This is a genomic window from Dyadobacter bucti, from assembly GCF_005869225.1.
GTDB lineage: Bacteria > Bacteroidota > Bacteroidia > Cytophagales > Spirosomataceae > Dyadobacter > Dyadobacter bucti.
The window spans coordinates 32,846-49,367 of record NZ_SWFP01000019.1 but is presented as its reverse complement, the minus strand read 5'-3'; the positions used below and the strand labels follow the sequence as shown (position 1 = coordinate 49,367).

Sequence of the window (16,522 nt, the reverse complement as noted above, 5' to 3'; positions counted from 1 at the left end):
ATTCCTCTTTGAACTATTTAAATCCAGCAGCTTTTGAAGCCGAATATTACCGACAAACTGGATAAGAATTGAAGTTTTTAAATATTTACTAACCCGCAAAAGTGTAAACCAAAAGGGAACCACGTCATAGTGAGGTTTTGAGGGGGCCAGCAATTAAAAATTCAGACAATGTAATCATACCTAAAGGATATATTGAAACAAAAGAATATGGAAGTTTAAGGGTCAAAAAGTTTATAGGAAAGGAGAGAAATTTATATCCCGAGACATTGGTCAAAAGGATGGATGAAGTCATAATGGAGGTGTATGGAAATTGCTAAAAAGGGTTGGAAATAGGCTAGAACGAACCGGAACATGGATAAAAATCTTAACAGGATAAAAGACTAACATCATGAATAAGGCCGAATTTATCAAAAACTATAAAGCACAATTTACTAAAAACAAAGTATTCCAACTAAAATTCGAAATGGGTGGTAGTATAAAAATAAAAAATAAAAGAGTCGCGCAAGTATTAAATAGATTTGAAGAGGTTTCCAATACAATTTTCTTAAATGAGGAAATTTGGGTACTCCTCATTATTTGGGATGCCAAGAAGTCCAGCATATCCAAATTATTCAGCGAAGAATTTACTACAAATAACCCAAAAAAATACTACAAAGGTGAAATCAATGATGGACTTATAGAAACCAACAATTTTGATCAAGGAGCATTTGACGAAGCCGAAATATTCTATTTGCAATATAGTCAGTACTCTTTCGACAAGGTTATTAAACTTGTGTATTCAAGTGCAGGATTTGATCTAGCAATAGAAAATACCATTGGAATAACTGCTCACTACGTTTCCTTCAAAAGAGAGCCTATATTGTTAAATATATATGATGACAGAGGTATGGAATTATTATCGCCTGATAAGAATATAGTTGATTCAATAGGTGAAAAATTTAGTCAGTATTTATTATAAGAAATGTCTATTTTAAATAAACACTCCCCTATAAAACGCCACAGTAGAGATATGGGAAACGATTTCAAGCTATTCGTTTACTTTGAACAATCCGATCAATCTGATTGATCCGGACGGAATGGATGTGACAAACATCGACGGAGGAGTGAGACTCACAGGTATCGATGCTCAGCAGGAGCTTTCAAAATTACAAGAACAAGACGAACGAAAAAGGGACAACGAGGCAAATGAAAAGAATAACAACATTACCCCATGGGAAGTAGGTTGGGAATGGCTAAGTGGTTTGGGACCGAGGCACAGGGATTTTAAAGATGATGATGCCTTTACTAAAATACTCAAACAACATGAACACGTTGAACAAACACGAGCAATTATTAGAGCAGCAATATTAAAGGGAGGTAGATTGGAGCACAATAGGAATTATTCACTTGCTGGCCTCGGCGGTATCGGCAAATACATTCAGGATTAATCAACGCTTGCGACGGGCGGTTTAACGGGAAACCTTGCGGTCACATACCTTGGGTCATATAACTTATCCTATAAGGTTACTAACATCCAAAATAACACGGCAACTGTCGTATTTAAAGTAGATAATTCCTCCACCATACAATCAGCAACCCACCCTCCGGTAGTTGGATATACTAATTGGTGGACCAACAATATAGGAAGTTATTTAGATAAAACTTTTGAAACCGGACCATTATCAAAAACAACTCAAACGATAACATGGTCTGAACAAATCAAAATAAGATGAGAAAATTAAAACATTGTCTGTTATTTATAATGATGGGTTGTACGTCAACTGACCCAGTGAAGGAAGACTTTGAGGGCACTTGGTCGAATGCTTCTGGTGCCACCTTACAAATATTACAAGACGGAACTTTCTGTGGAAAAGATTTACCGACAAGGCTTCTAAGTACATTTGACACTTCTCGAACACGATTATCTGGACAAGGTGAATGGAGACTGATTGAAGATCAATCCCGATGGATTCTCAAACTAGGGTTTGACTCAACAAACGCTCGAGGTAATTATAGCTTCGGAACCACTCTTGAGATATCTGGAAGCGGCATATTAGAAAATAGGCGTCCATTTTATTTATTTCTCTGGGAAGGCGAGGAAGGAGCTAGTTATAGATTTTCGTTTTCAAAGAAAAATGAAAGATATGTTCCGCTAAACAAAATTTCCAAACAGGCTCCTAAACCACAGTTATAGGCATAGGTCCATATACCTACGGCAATGACAATCCGCTTATATTTATTGATCCGGACGGGATGTCATCCTGGCATTTTGAAGGAAAGCCTGCGGAGGAAATGTTCCGGGAAGTGCAGCGGGAGCAGGAGGAACGAGACAGGAAGCAGGGCTCGTCTAATTCGCCGAACGTTCGGGCGGCGGAGGCGAAAGCACTAGCAAACGACACTTTCGATCCGTCAAAGCCAAGGGCCGCGGACAAAATTGAAAATGACTATACACTTGAATCTTTCGCAATTCCGCTGGAAAGAGGCATTCGGACGTAACAAATCCCAAGACAGGGAAAAAAGTTAAAGAAATCGACTTTGAAAATAATCAAATCTGGCCGGACGGAGCCAAAAATAAAAACAAACGATGAAATCAAAACACGCATACACAGAATTAGAAAATACTCAATTATGGAAAGTAATTGAAGACAGCTTGAATGATCTGATTGAGAATCAGGACATAGCGTTAACAACGCGTAAAGAAAATGTCATAGGGTATATCTGCAAGAATCTTAAAAGCAATTTCAAATCATTTAAAGAATAGCTACGCCCATCCCCCTTTGAATCTCATTAAATATTGTTGGGCAAATGTATTAAAATGAAATTCAACGATTTGTACCATAAAACTGTTAATTGCTACCCATCTGAAATCGATGTTTCAGATGGACGATTTTTTGAGGAGACAAATGTATTTTTATCTAACAATTTGTCCAACGCGTGGAATAGAGCTAGGACATCTTTTGAAAATGAATGGAAAGAGCTTCTCATTTGGAACATTAATCAGATGCTTCATAGTAAAGCAAAGTCGCTTTACAAAAGCAACGAACCGAAGCTAATGATAGCCGATGCTGCCATAAATTTATCTGCTCTAGAAAAAGAGTATTTAGAGGCTTTGCATGTAGAAGGTTGCGAAGATATGTCAGAGGAGTACTTAAAGTAAATGATAACCGCTCCGAGCTTCGGAGCGGTTATTTATACGGCATACTGTCGTTTAGCTCTAAAATCCCTGATAAAGGCATCTAGCAGGGCAAAAACTGTTTTTTTTATCTTTGGGTAATTGTTCGATGGCTTGCAGCCGCTGAACATTTTTTTGTCAAGGGAAGCACTTTGTCCTTCACCTACCATGTAATCCAGCGTCACGCTCAAAGCGTCGGCGATACGCTTTGCAAATCCGTAGTTTACCAATAGCAGCAAATAGGCACTTCTGTCAGCCGTTCTTTGATGTTTTAACATTACTGTCCCTTCAGCCAGCTCACATCAACCGCGACAACACCCCGCCACAAGTCCAGAACTGGGTCAACAGGTATTTGTACAATGGAAAGGAATTGCAGGTCGGGTCATGGTATCTGGATTATGTGGCCAGGATGTTTATGGCCGAAATTGGGAGTGGTGGATGCGTTGGTGGAGAAAAACAACGACATGTCTGTCTATTTCTATGCTGTCAACCATCCCATCACTGACCCCTTCGGCCTGGATACATCCAGTGCCAACGCATCCCGTAAGTGTAAGTATCCCATCTCACAGTTTTCAAAAAAGCTGCTTTCATATCGCCGCTAAAACTTATTTTTACAAAGTTTTTAATCAAATTAGGGTGAAGTATCGTTTCTGTACTGAAACTCGCACGGCAGAGAAGAATGAACCCAATAAAGCGTTTGAGAAGAATTTACTTTCCTGCCATCCTTATCTTCATTACAGGCATCGCCTACGCTCAGCAAACTGCTGTCGACAGCAGCAAATCTGTCGTGATCGGAGAAGTGAAGGTAGAAGGCAATCACCGTACACATACCGGGATCATTTTAAGGGAAATGGCAGTCAAGTCCGGCGATACACTGAACATCAGGAGCTTACCCGAAAAATTAGAAATCGACCGGCGGAAAATCGTTAACACCAATTTGTTCGTAACCGTAGATTTGTTCCCAACCATAAATGAAGATTCCGTACGGACGGACATCAGGGTTGTGGTGAAGGAAAGGTGGTATTTTATTGCCCTTCCGGTTTTTCAGCTTGCCGACCGCAATTTCAATGAATGGTGGTACGAACGAAAACGAGATCTCCGCAGAACCACTTACGGCGTTTACCTGAGCTATGGAAATGTGACCGGGCGGGCGGACAAGCTCCGGTTTCTGGCTGAATTTGGCTTTATTCCCAAATTTGAGATCGCCTACTCCATGCCGTACATTGATAAGGCCAAGAAAACCGGGGTCACCGTCGGTACTTCGTATTCTATTAATAAATCGACTGCTTTCAGGACCTGGCGGGATAAACTGGACTACCTGAGCAGCGAGGACATCAACCGCAGGCGCTCTGTGACTTACGTCACGCTTACGCGTCGCAACAAATATTATACATTTCACTCCGCCGATCTCCGGTACAGCTATGCAAGCATCTCGGATACAATTGCTTACCTCAATCCTAATTATCTCCTGAACAGCCGGACGGCCCAGCGTTTTTTTCAGCTGACATACACATTCAGCTATGACAAACGGGACAATGTGCAATATGCACTTCTTGGGGAAAGTATCGGACTTCAGCTTTCGAAAATCGGGCTGCTGCCTGCGGATGACATCAACCAGATCTATTTTTATGGATCATACCGCAAATACCTGTCGCTTGGGAAAAACTGGTACTTCAACACAGGAGTCAGGGCCAGGCTTTCATTACCCAAAAAGCAACCGTACCTTCAGACTGTCGGCCTCGGATACAGAAATGACCTAGTAAGGGGATATGAGTTGTATGTAGTTGACGGTCAGGATTATGGATTGATCAAAAATGAACTTAAATACAGGCTCTTTTCATTCAGGAAACATTTTTCGTTTATTCCTGTCAAACAGTTCAACACAATTCCCATGGCCGCCTATATCAATACTTTTGCCGATGCGGGGTATGTTAAAAACAGTTATCCCGAATTCAGCAATACCCAACTTGGGAATTCTCTTCTCTACGGCGCCGGGGCCGGACTGGACGTGGTCACATTCTATAATATCCTGGCCCGTTTTAACCTCACGTTCAATGCAAAAGGAGAACAAAGGTTCTTTTTCAATGTGTCCAGGGAATTCTGAAATCAATTAAAAACATCAAATTATGGCTAAATTGCACCCCAGATGCACATTTCGACAACAAAGGCATAACTATTTTATAACCAATCATACCAGATGAAAATAACTTTTACACGCATGAAACTCTTGAAAATTGGGGCCTCGCTGGCTTTGGCCCTGACTGTGATGATGGGATGTGACACCAAGACTAATGAAAAAACAGAGCAGGTGCCCGACACCGTGGCCATACCTGCACCGGAAGAGGCTGATCTGAACAGCGACCAGTCGGCCCTGCTACAGAATATCCTGGGCACTTCTTATGGTGAGAACGCGAACGGGACTATTTTAAGAGGTGTTGCCTTCGGCGATCCGGTCTCGAAAGTGAAGGCATCGGAAACTTTTGAAATGTTTGAAGAAACACCCGACCACCTTGGCTACACCTCGGAAACCGCCAAGCTCGAAACAATAGATGTCCAGTACTTTTTGACTGCTGACAAAAAAGTGAACAAAATAACCGTCGATGTTTATCTCAATAGCCCGGAGGCGACAAAACAGCTTTGGAATGCGGGAAAACAGTATTTCAGTGAAAATTATGATGCCCCGAAAGAAGAACCGAAAAAGATTACTTGGAATAAAAAATCAGTCAGAATAAATATGGAGGATGTTTCGGTCGGAAAAGACTACGGCTTAAAATTCCAGTTTTTCCCGACCGATAAAAACGTACTCGCGTCAAATTAAAATGTATGAAAAAGAAAAGATCAGTAATCCTGGCCATCCTGTGCCTGTTTTCGTTAAATATCTCAGCTCAGAAAAAATCGAATAAAGACGAAGTGGTCACCATTACCACGAACCAGGGCACGATGAGGTTTATATTGTTTGATGAAGTGCCGAAGCATAAAGCAAATTTCATAAAACTGGCCAAGGACAAATTTTATGACGGGCTGCTTTTTCACAGGGTGATCGACGACTTTATGATCCAGGGAGGAGATCCTAACTCACGAAACGCGAAACCGGACGAAATGCTGGGAAAGGGCGATAATGGTTACAAGATCACGGCCGAGTTCAGCCCCAAGCTTTTTCACCAGAAAGGTGCTTTGGCGGCAGCCCGTGACAACAACCCGGCCAAGGAATCAAGCGGCTGCCAGTTTTACATCGTTCAGGGAAGAAAATGGAGCAAGCCGGACCTGGAAAAACAGGCGACCCGCGCAGCCCGGAAACTGACGGATGATCAGAAGAAAGTATATGAAACTCTTGGTGGTACTCCCCACCTGGACGGGTCCTATTCTGTTTTCGGACAATTGATCGACGGCATGGATGTGATCGATAAAATCGGTTCCGTGGAGCGTGATGAACGTGACCGGCCCGAAAAGGATGTGGCGATGAAGGTTTCTGTCAAAAAAATGAAGAAAAAGAAAATCACGCGCAAGTACGGGTGGAATTATGAGGCTTAATTCAAGATTCAGTTGAAAACGAAGAAAATCCTCATTACCGGTTCCAATGGTCTGCTCGGACAAAAGCTGGTAGAGCTTCTGGTCCGGAACCCGGCTATTGAAACAGTGGCAACGGCAAAAGGAGCAAACCGTCTTCCATTCCAAAATGGCTACTCCTATCTTGAAATGGACATTACCAATGCAGAGGAGGTTGACATGGTCGTTGGCAAAGTACTTCCCGATGTGATCATTCATTCGGCCGCGATGACCAATGTAGACCAGTGTGAATCGGAGAAAGACAACTGCTGGAAACTCAATGTCACCGCGGTAGAGACTCTGATCTCAGCCTGCAGAAAGTACGGTGTGTTTCTGGAACATCTCTCCACAGACTTCGTTTTTGACGGCACTTCCGGCCCGTATAAAGAAGAAGACCTTCCTAATCCCATCAGTTTTTACGGGTGGAGCAAGTATGCGGCCGAAAAGGCTGTGATGAGTTCCGATATCAACTGGGCAATTACCAGGACCGTGCTAGTTTACGGCATCGCGCATGATATGAGCCGGAGCAATATTATTCTTTGGGTGAAAAAATCGCTTGAAGAAGGAAAAGCTATCAAAGTGGTTACGGATCAGTTTCGCACTCCTACTCTGGCCGAAGATCTGGCCCAAGGGTGTTTTCTGATCGCAGATCATAAAGCCCAGGGCATTTTTCATATTTCAGGTAAGGATTTCCTGACACCCTATGAGATGGCGCTGATGACAGCTGATTATTTTTCGCTGGACAAGTCCCTTATTTCGCCTACCGACGCTTCCGCCTTTTCACAACCTGCCCGCCGGCCGCCACGTACCGGTTTTGACCTTAAAAAATCCCGGGACATACTTGGTTACGAACCGCATACATTCCGGGAAGGTATCGCTTTGCTGGCGGAGCAAAGCCAACTGTAAAAGACTACTTTTCAATCGCTGATAAATCAAGGACAAAGCCTGGGAACAACGGCTCACCGTTCAATTGAATATCTAGACTGTCAAACTCAATGATATTTTTGTTGGTTTGATAAACATATACTTTTTGATCAAACCGGTCGATCAGCCAGCCCAGCTGACATCCGTTTTCCATATATTCATCCATCTTATCTCTAAGATATTTCAGGTCATCGGATTTGGAACGTACTTCAATCACAAAGTCGGGACAAACGGGCGCGAACCTCTCTTTGTCTTCATTGGAAAGCAGGTCCCATTTCTCTTTCGCGACCCACGAAACATCGGGCGAGCGCACAGCGCCATTTGGTAAAGTAAAACCAGTTGAGGAATCAAACAACTTCCCTCCTACTTTGTGGCTATGCATCCAGATACCGATTTCGATCAGGATATCCGAGTTAAAACTGCCTGTAAAACTTCCTGTCGGCGACATAAAAATTATATTTCCGTCACTATCCCGTTCAAAGTCAAGCATTTCATTCATCCGGCAAAACCGGAAGAATTCATCTTCACTCATGATATCCCCAACTTTAATGGTTACAGGCGTATTCATCAATATTTATTGTTTGAGTAAGTTTTTCACGAAAGCAATTTAACCAATAAACGCTTCAATCTAAAATTGCCAATGTTCAGTGTTAATACAACTTCTCATAATATTCCCGCGCCATGCGGTCTGAGTTGAAATCTACATTTACATCGTTCATGCTGTTCAGCACCATTTGCTGCCACTTTTTCTGATCTGAATAATAAGTAGGAATAACGGTGTTTTCCAGCTTTTCCATCAGGTTGTCGCAGTCCTGTTTGTTGATATCTTCACCCTTTGCAACAGGCAGGATAAACGAGTTCTCGCCATCTTTTGCAAATTCACAGATCCACCCATCGAAAGTAGAAAGGTTCAGCGAGGCATTCATGGCCGCAGTCATCCCGCTGGTGCCGGAAGCTTCCCGGGTTACTACGGGATTATTCAGCCAGACATCCGAGCCGTCTTTCAACAATTTGGACAATGCGAGTTCATAGCCTGTGAGTACCGCCATATTGGGAAAAAGATGGCTGAGATAAAAAAGATGATTGAATGTATTCACAGCACCCTCATCTTTGGGGTACGGCTTTCCGGCCCATATCATCTGAACAGGACGGTCGGCATCGGCCATCATTCTGGCAAAGCGTTCCATATTCCAGACCAGCATATCGGCACGTTTATAGGCTGCAAAACGGCGCGCCCATACAATCGTAAGTACATCAGGATCAAATATTTTCCCACACTGATCCGCCACCGTTTTAAACAGAACGGCTTTCAGCTCCTTTTTCCGGACTGCTATCTTTTCAAGTTCCTTGTCTAGGCGGAATTGCTCCAGTTGTTTGTCGACCCAGTAAGCATTGTTCTGGGCATTGGTGATATGGTCAATTTCAGCGATCTGGGGATGCGCTTTCCACATATTACGGGAAACTTCCCCATGCAGCTTCGAGACCCCGTTAGCTTTCCTGCTCAAACTCAGCGCTGCGAGGGAATGATTAAATGTGTCATCTTTGATCCCACTGATTTTCCTGACGGTTTCCAAAGGCAGTCCGGAAAAGAAACCCAGGTTTTCAAGAAAATGAATATCGTGTTTTTCATTACCCGCCTCCTCAGGTGTGTGCGTAGTAAACACCACACGCTTCTTTACCTCCGGCACTTTTTTATATTTTTTGAACAAATGAAATATGGCTGATACCGCATGCGCTTCGTTGAAATGATAAACCTGCGGCTCGTAGCCCAGCTCTTCCAGAAGTCTGGCCCCGCCGATACCCAGGATCATACACTGAGCCGCCTTGTAGGTCACATCCGAATCGTAAAGATTGTAACTGATCGCCCTGGCAGATTCATCATTCCCGTCGGTATCTGTGGTAAGCAAAAACAAAGGGGCAGAATGGAAAACATCTGGCGGAAGATAGTATGCCGCTACCCAAACCTGTTTTCCAAGCAGGGGGATTTGAAAACGGATCTTCGTATCCACCAGAAACGAATACATCTTTTCATGAAATTCCGGCTGCATACTGCCATCCTTTTTCCGTCCCTGATCGTAATATCCATATTTCCATAGCATACCGATCCCGATCAGGTTCTGTTTCAGTGCGTAAACGCTTCTCATATGGGACCCCGCCAGAAAGCCCAGGCCACCCGAATAAATCTTAAGCGCCTGGTCCACGGCAAATTCCATGGAAAAGTATGCTACTGATTTCTGAAACTTTTTATCCGCCTTAAAGGGATGTTTGAAAGGAATGGAGAAGGTTTGCTGAGACATCAATGATGAAATTAAGTGAATAAAAACCGGCTGCGGGTTCGGCCCCTTGGCCTGACAGCTTTTTTAATTACAAAGTTGTGCCACTTCGATATGCTAATTATATAAAAAAGAAGCGTCCGCCCAAATCAACAGGCAGACGCTTCATATTATTTTTTGATTAAAATCTATTATTTGCCGAATAACCTGGCCCAGAAACCTTTTGCTTTGGTCTTGGTCTCTTCTATTTTTTCAGAAGCAGTTTCTTTCAGCTCAGCGAGTTCTTCCGTTGCTTTGGCTTTGAGCTCTGCGGCTTTGGCCTGAGCCTCCGCGAGTTTTTCCGCTGCCACTTCTTTTGCCTCTTCAAATGCTTCCGCAGCATCTTCCCTGAGGTCTTCAAACTTTTCGGCTGCCGCTTCTTTCAGGTCCTCTGCTTTTTCGCTGAGATCAGCGACAATTTCCTGCGCTTTGACTTTTCCGGCTGCGATATTCAGCTCAACTTCGTTTTGCAGCTGTCCCGCTTTTTCCGTGAATGCCGCTTTAATTTCGTCGACCTTATCAATTGCTTCTTCTTTGACTTCTTCCACCTTGGCCGTTGCTTCCTCTTTTACATCAGCAGCAGCTTCCTTCACCTCAGCAACTTTTTCTTCGGCCGCCACCGCTGCATCTTCGGCCTTCGCCTCCACGGTATCAGCCACATCAGCCACAGCTTCCTTTACATCTTCTACCTTTTCTTCCGCGGCAGCTTCTACTTCAACAGCTTTTTCCTCCGCAGCAGCTTTCACCTCAACAGCTTTTTCGGTAACCGTTTCCTTCACTTCTGAAACAGTTTCTTTGGCTTCTTCTATTTTTTCGTCAGCTTTCGTCTCAAGCTCTTCTGCTTTTGCTTCCGCTAACACTTCGGCCTCATCCTTAACCTCCACCGCTTTGTCCACAATCTCGTCTTTGGCTTCGGCGGCAGTAGCTTTCAGATCTTCTGTCTTGTTTTCCAGCGATTCTTTTGCATCCTCTGGGGTAGGTTTTTCATTATCGGCCATCAGGAATCAAGGTTTAAGGTAAAAAATAAAATGTTGAGATGATTTCGAAAGCTACAAAGGAGTTGGCAACGTTCCAAGCAATTTACGCACCTTTTCTTCACTCTAACCTTCTTATCATCAATTTTTTAACCAACTCATAAAAGGGCTCGGGCATCAGCGTGCGCCAGTTATTGAGCTGCAGTGTACCGCCAAAATTAATATAGTAATCCAGCCTGAACCGTTTCCATTGTTCCTCCACATGCTCCCGAAAGTTCACAGCCGCAATCCACCCGTCCTCAATGTCGTCAAACCACTCGGCGTAATAATCATCATCACCTCCATGAAAATCGAGGACATTTTCTCCCAGCAGAATAAACTGATTGATACCTTGTTCCACCAGCGGGTCCACTACCTGGCGTTTCAGGAACATGATATCATTGTGCAGGGCATCATTCCATTCTCCAAACATCTCAATGATCACAAAATGCCTGGCATAATCCGCAAACAGGATTTTTACATAAAGCGTCTCCGAGCCTATCTCGTCCCACATAGGATGTATATAGTACCCGTAAATTGCATTTTCGAAGTAGTCCAGATTGTACGTCCGGCGGTAAAATGGCGACCGTTCATCGTGACTGGCAACATAATGCTTTTCCCAGTTGTAATAAGGTTCAATTTCCTGCATGGTCAGCAATTACCGAAAAAATAATACTATTGACTAAGATATCGATTTCTTAAAAAAGAAAGGCCTAAACGGTCTATTACACCATTTAAGCCTTTAAAATATTATACCTGAATAAAATCCGGCCGCTTACAATTCGCGGATCCAGACATTTCTGAAACTGGTCGTATTGTTATGATCCTGCAATTTGATCGGCCCTTTTCCATGTGGCTCGATCACCGGCTGGCCGACGTACGGTGTGGTTCCCTGTATCATGGTGTGGTTTTGTACCAACACACCATTGTGGATCACGGTAATGTAAGGAGGGATGAGCATTTGTCCGTCTTTATTGAAATGCGGTGCAGTGTAAACTACATCATAAGTCTGCCACTCGCCCGGCCCAACGGATGCATTCACCAAAGGCATAGTTTGCTTGTAGATAGACCCGGCCTGTCCGTTTGAATAGGTAGGGTTATTGTAGCTGTCCAGCACCTGAAGCTCATAAATCCCCTGCATGAAAATACCGCTGTTCCCTCTTCCCTGGCTGCTGCCTTCCACTTTGGCAGGCGTGCGCCACTCGATATGAAGCTGATAGTCTCCGAAAGTCTGTTTGGTCTGAATATCACCGGATTTAGGCTTAACAGTCATAATCCCGTCCGCAACTGTCCACGGAGCAGGCGAATTGCCATCCTTGCCGGAAACCCAGCTGTCGAGGTTTTTCCCGTCAAATAAAACGATTGCATCAGAAGGTGCAGTGAACCCCGAAACAGATGGTGAATTTTTACCAGGCGTTACCACCCGTGGTACCGGACTCCACATTTCGCTAGACTCAGGAGTTTGTTTAGCGGGTTGCAACTGTGCATTTGCTGCAAAGGCCGTTGCAATGCTGAACGCGGTAAGAATTAGTTTTTTCATTTTAGGAAGTAACTGTTTTTGGTCTGATAACTCGTGAAATAATATCAAAATACAACATTAAGTAAAAGCAATAACAAAAACGATTCTCATCTAATTAAATGTAATTTTCCCAATTCTTATATCGTAATTTGTATCGTGCCAACAACCAGGCATTTAATCTAAAACCGACTAAGCTTACTTCTGGTATGTTTAAATTTAAAAGTACTTTTTTAAAACTTATGGCTTGCAGCCTTGCAGGATTTGCCATGCAATCTGCTTACGCACAGCAAGCTATCCCTCTTAACGATCTCAGTGCATTTACGACCAAATCCGACAACTGGAAGATTGTAGGTAATGCATCAGCTGACATTTCGAAAGAAAACACATTGACCACTACACCCGGGAAAGGGGTGTTGGCATGCATCCACGAAAAAGGCAAATACGGCAATGAGTACGAGCTTATTTCAAAGCTGAAGCACGGGGACCTGGACATTGAACTGGACTTCATGCTGAGCAAAGGATCGAATTCTGGTATTTACCTGCAGGGGAACTACGAAGTCCAGCTTTTTGACAGCTGGGGTAAAAAATCTGCCAAGTATAATGACTGCGGCGGGATTTACGAACGCTGGAACGACTCCAAGCCCGAAGGTGAAAAAGGATACGAGGGATATGCGCCCCGTTTCAATGTAGCCAAAGCTCCCGGCTTGTGGCAGAACATCAAAATCTCTTACCAGGCTCCCCGTTTTGATGCCAATGGCAAGAAAATCTCCAATGCAGTATTTTTATCTGTAGTGCTGAATGGCATTACGATCCACGAAAATGTGGAAGTAAGCGGCCCTACCCGCGGATCATTGACTACCGAAGATGTGGCTATGGGCCCGCTTCGTTTTCAGGGCGACCACGGATCTCTGGCGATCAAAAATATCACCATCAACAATTTTGACAAAAAACCGGGCACATTGTCAGGTCTGACTTACAAGACTTATTATGGCGGACTCCTCGAAACCGAGGACCTTTCGAAACATACGCCGGCAGAAACAGGGAAATCGGAAGCACTTACCTGGGAAATACTGAGAGAAAACAACAATTATTCTTATGTATATACGGGTAAATACAATGCCCCGACAGCCGGAGACTATAATTTCAAATTGCAGGCTTCCGGAAATTCGTATCTGAAAATCGACGGCAAGTTCGTCATAGACGCTCAGTGGAAAACCAATAATGATTACCGCACGGGATCTGTGAACCTGAAAGCAGGTGACCATACCATCGAAATTTTTACCAATAAAAGAGATGGCTGGATGAAGCCGGTATTGGGATTATGGGTAAACGGTCCCGGTTTCAGGGAAGTGGCTTATCATACCAAAAGCTCAGCACTGCCAGGCGGTTCCAATGATCCGATCCTGATCTCAGCGGGAACAAATACCATCACAAGAAGTTTCATGGATTTCAAAAAGGGTAACGCCCAGAAAAGTCAGCGGATTGTCCATGCCGTATCAGTAGGAAGCCCTACCAACCTGCACTACACGTATGACCTGGACAAAGGCACTGTACTTCAGGTTTGGCGCGGAGAGTTTCTGGATGCAACGCCGATGTGGCATGACCGTGGCGACGGTTCGTCCCGTCCACGCGGAAGTGTAACTATTCTGGGCGACGATATGCTGCTTGGAAAAGCAAACGCCGGCTCAAAATGGGCCGCAGATACCACCGGAAGCGGATATCGCCCAAAAGGATATGTACTGGATGATACGGACGTACCGACTTTCCAGTATCAGGCGTTTGGCTCCAATGTTACCGACTACATCTCGGTTGTTAACAATCAGTATTTCGAGCGGATCGTAAAAGTGAATAACCCTGTAAAGGACCTGGTGGCCAGACTTGCGGACGGCAGCTCCATTGAAAAAATATCAGACGGGCTTTATGCGGTGGATAACAAGTCGTACTACATCCAGCTCTCCGATAAAAATTTAAAACCTGAGATCAGAAGCGCAAACGGTCAGCAGGAACTGCTGGTACCTGTTAGCAACGGCGAAATTAAGTACTCCATCCTGTTCTGATTTTATTCTCTATCATACTATTGTATAAAATGAAAAAAATTGCTCACATAGCATTTGCCCTTTTGGCTACCCTGACCATGCTCAAAGCTCAGGAGTCCCCGAAAGAAGAAGATTTCTACAAGATTATCACCCCGCCGATCCCGGAAGGAATTATCCTTGAAGTAGGCGGGCTGACAACGATGCCGAACGGTTCCCTTGCCATTTCTACCAGACGCGGTGAAGTATGGATCGTCGACAACCCTACCAGCCGCACGCCTTATTTCAGAAAGTTCGCGACAGGGCTTCATGAGATTCTGGGCCTTGCCTACAAAGAAGGTGCCTTGTACTGCGCACAGCGCGGCGAGCTTACCAAGCTGATCGACAAGAATGGCGACGGAAAAGCGGATATCTACGAAACGGTTTACGCATGGCCATTGTCCGGGCATTACCATGAATATTCTTTCGGGCCAAAACTGGCTCCGGATGGCAGCTTTTTCGTGAGTGGAAACGTGGCATTTGGAGATGAGGAATGGTGGAGAGGTGAAAGCCGCGTCCCTGGCCGTGGATGGATTTTCCATATTACCAACGACGGTAAATATGAGCCATACGCAACCGGAGTTCGTTCCCCAGCGGGTATCAGCATGCTGAACGGAGAGCTTTTTTACACTGACAACCAGGGTGACTGGATGGGAACCGGCGGGATTTTTCAGGTTAAAAAAGGAGCTTTCATGGGCCACCCCGCAGGATTACGCTGGGCCGGCTTACCAAATTCACCAGTTAAACTAACTGAAAAACAATTCTTTGCAGAGCGTGACAACCGCCAGCACAAAGACGCTCAGGGACGTGCGATCAAACCTGAAAATACCGGAAATGAAACTCCCCAGTTCCTTTACCAGCTGAAAGAAAAGTACGATATGGTGCAGCTGCCTGCTGTATGGTTGCCTTATGGGGTCCACGGGGTATCTACCGCAGAATTGATCCTGGATGATACCAAAGGCGGCTTCGGGCCTTTTACCGGACAGGTGTTTGTGGGAGACCAGGGACAGAGCAACATCATGCGTGTAGTACTTGAAAAGGTGAAAGGAGAGTATCAGGGTGCCAGTATCGGTTTCCGGAGCGGCTTCCAGTCGGGGGTGTTACGGATGGCTTTTGACAAGGACGGTTCTATGTTCGTGGGAGAAACAAACCGCGGATGGGGCTCTGCCGGCGATGCCAACCAGGGATTGCAACGTCTGGTGTGGAATGGCAAAATGCCTTTTGAAATGTACACAGTTAAAGCAATGCCCGACGGCTTTGAAATTGAGTTCACCATGCCTGTTGACCGCAAATCTGCCGAAGACCTTGATTCTTATAAAGTGAGCAGCTACCTGTACAAACATTACCCTGTTTACGGAAGTCCTGCTATCAATATGGAGGACGTGAAAATAAAAGGTGTAAAACTATCCGACGATGCCAAGAAGGTAAGGATCGTATTGGATGGAATGCGCCAGTATTATGTGCACAAAATTCAGCTGGAAGGTGTCAGAGCTGCGACAAACAGCTGGTCACTGGTACATACCGATGCTTACTATACTTTGAACAATATTCCTGATGGCGAAAAACTGAAAGTCTCCGACCTTAAAACAACGAGATCAGGAAATGCTGTTGGCTCATCTTCCACGGCACCCGCCAAAGAACACGTTTCTCCTGACGGTGCCGGTAAAGCAGCTGCGGGAGTAGCCTCTAAAACACCGACCTGGGAAGAGGTAAAACCACTTTTATCTAAAAATACCTGCCTGGCCTGCCATGCTTCCGACAAAAAGGTAGTTGGTCCTTCTTATGTAGATGTAGCCAAAAGAAAATACACCAACGAACAGATCGTGGATCTGATCTACAATCCTAAGCCTGAAAACTGGCCGGACTATGCGACGCCGATGGCTCCGATGCCCCAGGTGTCAAAAGCAGATGCCGCAAAAATCGCTGCGTGGATCAATTCACTTGCGAAATAACTGAACGGATCTTACCGAGCTTCGGATTTCGGA

At 44.5% G+C, this 16,522-nt stretch carries 17 protein-coding genes; 11 read left to right on the top strand and 6 right to left on the bottom strand.

The features are described 5' to 3' along the window. Positions 1-388 precede the first annotated feature (388 nt). From FBF61_RS32900 to FBF61_RS32880, 5 genes are all read left to right on the top strand, one after another. Complete coding sequence (locus FBF61_RS32900) at positions 389-958, top strand: DUF3885 domain-containing protein (protein WP_138485242.1); 570 nt, start codon at positions 389-391, stop codon at positions 956-958. A gap of 82 nt (positions 959-1,040) precedes the next feature. After that, positions 1,041-1,427 carry a hypothetical protein gene (locus FBF61_RS32895; protein WP_138485241.1) on the top strand — a complete coding sequence of 129 codons (387 nt, stop codon included), beginning with the start codon at positions 1,041-1,043 and terminating at the stop codon, positions 1,425-1,427. Between the two features lie 281 nt (positions 1,428-1,708). Further along, entirely contained in the window at positions 1,709-2,173 is a 465-nt protein-coding gene (locus FBF61_RS32890) for a hypothetical protein (RefSeq protein ID WP_138485240.1), read from the top strand. 59 nt (positions 2,174-2,232) lie between these two features. After that, positions 2,233-2,475, top strand: coding sequence for a hypothetical protein (locus tag FBF61_RS32885; RefSeq protein WP_138485239.1), 243 nt, complete (start codon positions 2,233-2,235; stop codon positions 2,473-2,475). A 319-nt stretch (positions 2,476-2,794) separates the two neighbouring features. Then, complete coding sequence (locus FBF61_RS32880) at positions 2,795-3,136, top strand: hypothetical protein (RefSeq protein WP_138485238.1); 342 nt, start codon at positions 2,795-2,797, stop codon at positions 3,134-3,136. Between the two features lie 32 nt (positions 3,137-3,168). Here the strand turns inward: FBF61_RS32880 and FBF61_RS32875 are convergent, their stop codons facing one another. Then, a complete protein-coding gene (locus tag FBF61_RS32875; protein WP_138485237.1) occupies positions 3,169-3,429 on the bottom strand; it encodes a hypothetical protein in 261 nt (86 codons plus the stop codon). A 419-nt stretch (positions 3,430-3,848) separates the two neighbouring features. On the opposite strand from FBF61_RS32875, the gene FBF61_RS32870 reads away from it, so the two are divergent. The 4 genes from FBF61_RS32870 (at position 3,849) to FBF61_RS32855 (ending at position 7,603) form a co-directional block, all read left to right on the top strand. Continuing rightward, positions 3,849-5,255 (top strand): BamA/TamA family outer membrane protein, encoded by a 1,407-nt coding sequence (locus FBF61_RS32870; RefSeq protein WP_229215335.1) that lies wholly within the window; start codon positions 3,849-3,851, stop codon positions 5,253-5,255. Positions 5,256-5,369: 114 nt separating this feature from the next. Beyond that, positions 5,370-5,969 (top strand): hypothetical protein, encoded by a 600-nt coding sequence (locus FBF61_RS32865; RefSeq protein WP_138485235.1) that lies wholly within the window; start codon positions 5,370-5,372, stop codon positions 5,967-5,969. 5 nt (positions 5,970-5,974) lie between these two features. Further along, complete coding sequence (locus FBF61_RS32860; RefSeq protein ID WP_138485234.1) at positions 5,975-6,682, top strand: peptidylprolyl isomerase; 708 nt, start codon at positions 5,975-5,977, stop codon at positions 6,680-6,682. A gap of 12 nt (positions 6,683-6,694) precedes the next feature. Further along, complete coding sequence (locus tag FBF61_RS32855) at positions 6,695-7,603, top strand: SDR family oxidoreductase (protein ID WP_138485233.1); 909 nt, start codon at positions 6,695-6,697, stop codon at positions 7,601-7,603. A 4-nt stretch (positions 7,604-7,607) separates the two neighbouring features. On the opposite strand, the gene FBF61_RS32850 is transcribed toward FBF61_RS32855, so the two are convergent. The 5 genes from FBF61_RS32850 to FBF61_RS32830 form a co-directional block, all read right to left on the bottom strand. After that, on the bottom strand, positions 7,608-8,189 hold the full coding sequence (locus FBF61_RS32850; protein ID WP_138485232.1) for a Uma2 family endonuclease: 582 nt from the start codon (positions 8,187-8,189) through the stop codon (positions 7,608-7,610). An 82-nt stretch (positions 8,190-8,271) separates the two neighbouring features. Then, positions 8,272-9,918, bottom strand: coding sequence for an alpha-glucan family phosphorylase (glgP, locus tag FBF61_RS32845; RefSeq protein ID WP_138485231.1), 1,647 nt, complete (start codon positions 9,916-9,918; stop codon positions 8,272-8,274). 167 nt (positions 9,919-10,085) lie between these two features. After that, positions 10,086-10,931 (bottom strand): hypothetical protein, encoded by an 846-nt coding sequence (locus tag FBF61_RS32840; protein ID WP_138485230.1) that lies wholly within the window; start codon positions 10,929-10,931, stop codon positions 10,086-10,088. Between the two features lie 97 nt (positions 10,932-11,028). Next, positions 11,029-11,595, bottom strand: coding sequence for a hypothetical protein (locus FBF61_RS32835; protein WP_138485229.1), 567 nt, complete (start codon positions 11,593-11,595; stop codon positions 11,029-11,031). Positions 11,596-11,721: 126 nt separating this feature from the next. After that, complete coding sequence (locus FBF61_RS32830) at positions 11,722-12,486, bottom strand: 3-keto-disaccharide hydrolase (RefSeq protein WP_138485228.1); 765 nt, start codon at positions 12,484-12,486, stop codon at positions 11,722-11,724. Positions 12,487-12,704: 218 nt separating this feature from the next. Between FBF61_RS32830 and FBF61_RS32825 the strand changes: the two genes are divergently transcribed. Together FBF61_RS32825 and FBF61_RS32820 are read left to right on the top strand one after the other, a co-directional pair. Beyond that, positions 12,705-14,522, top strand: a complete 1,818-nt coding sequence (locus tag FBF61_RS32825) for a 3-keto-alpha-glucoside-1,2-lyase-like domain-containing protein (RefSeq protein WP_229215334.1) — start codon at positions 12,705-12,707, stop codon at positions 14,520-14,522. Positions 14,523-14,551: 29 nt separating this feature from the next. Beyond that, positions 14,552-16,489 carry a c-type cytochrome gene (locus FBF61_RS32820; protein ID WP_138485227.1) on the top strand — a complete coding sequence of 646 codons (1,938 nt, stop codon included), beginning with the start codon at positions 14,552-14,554 and terminating at the stop codon, positions 16,487-16,489. The last annotated feature ends 33 nt before the right edge of the window (positions 16,490-16,522 follow it).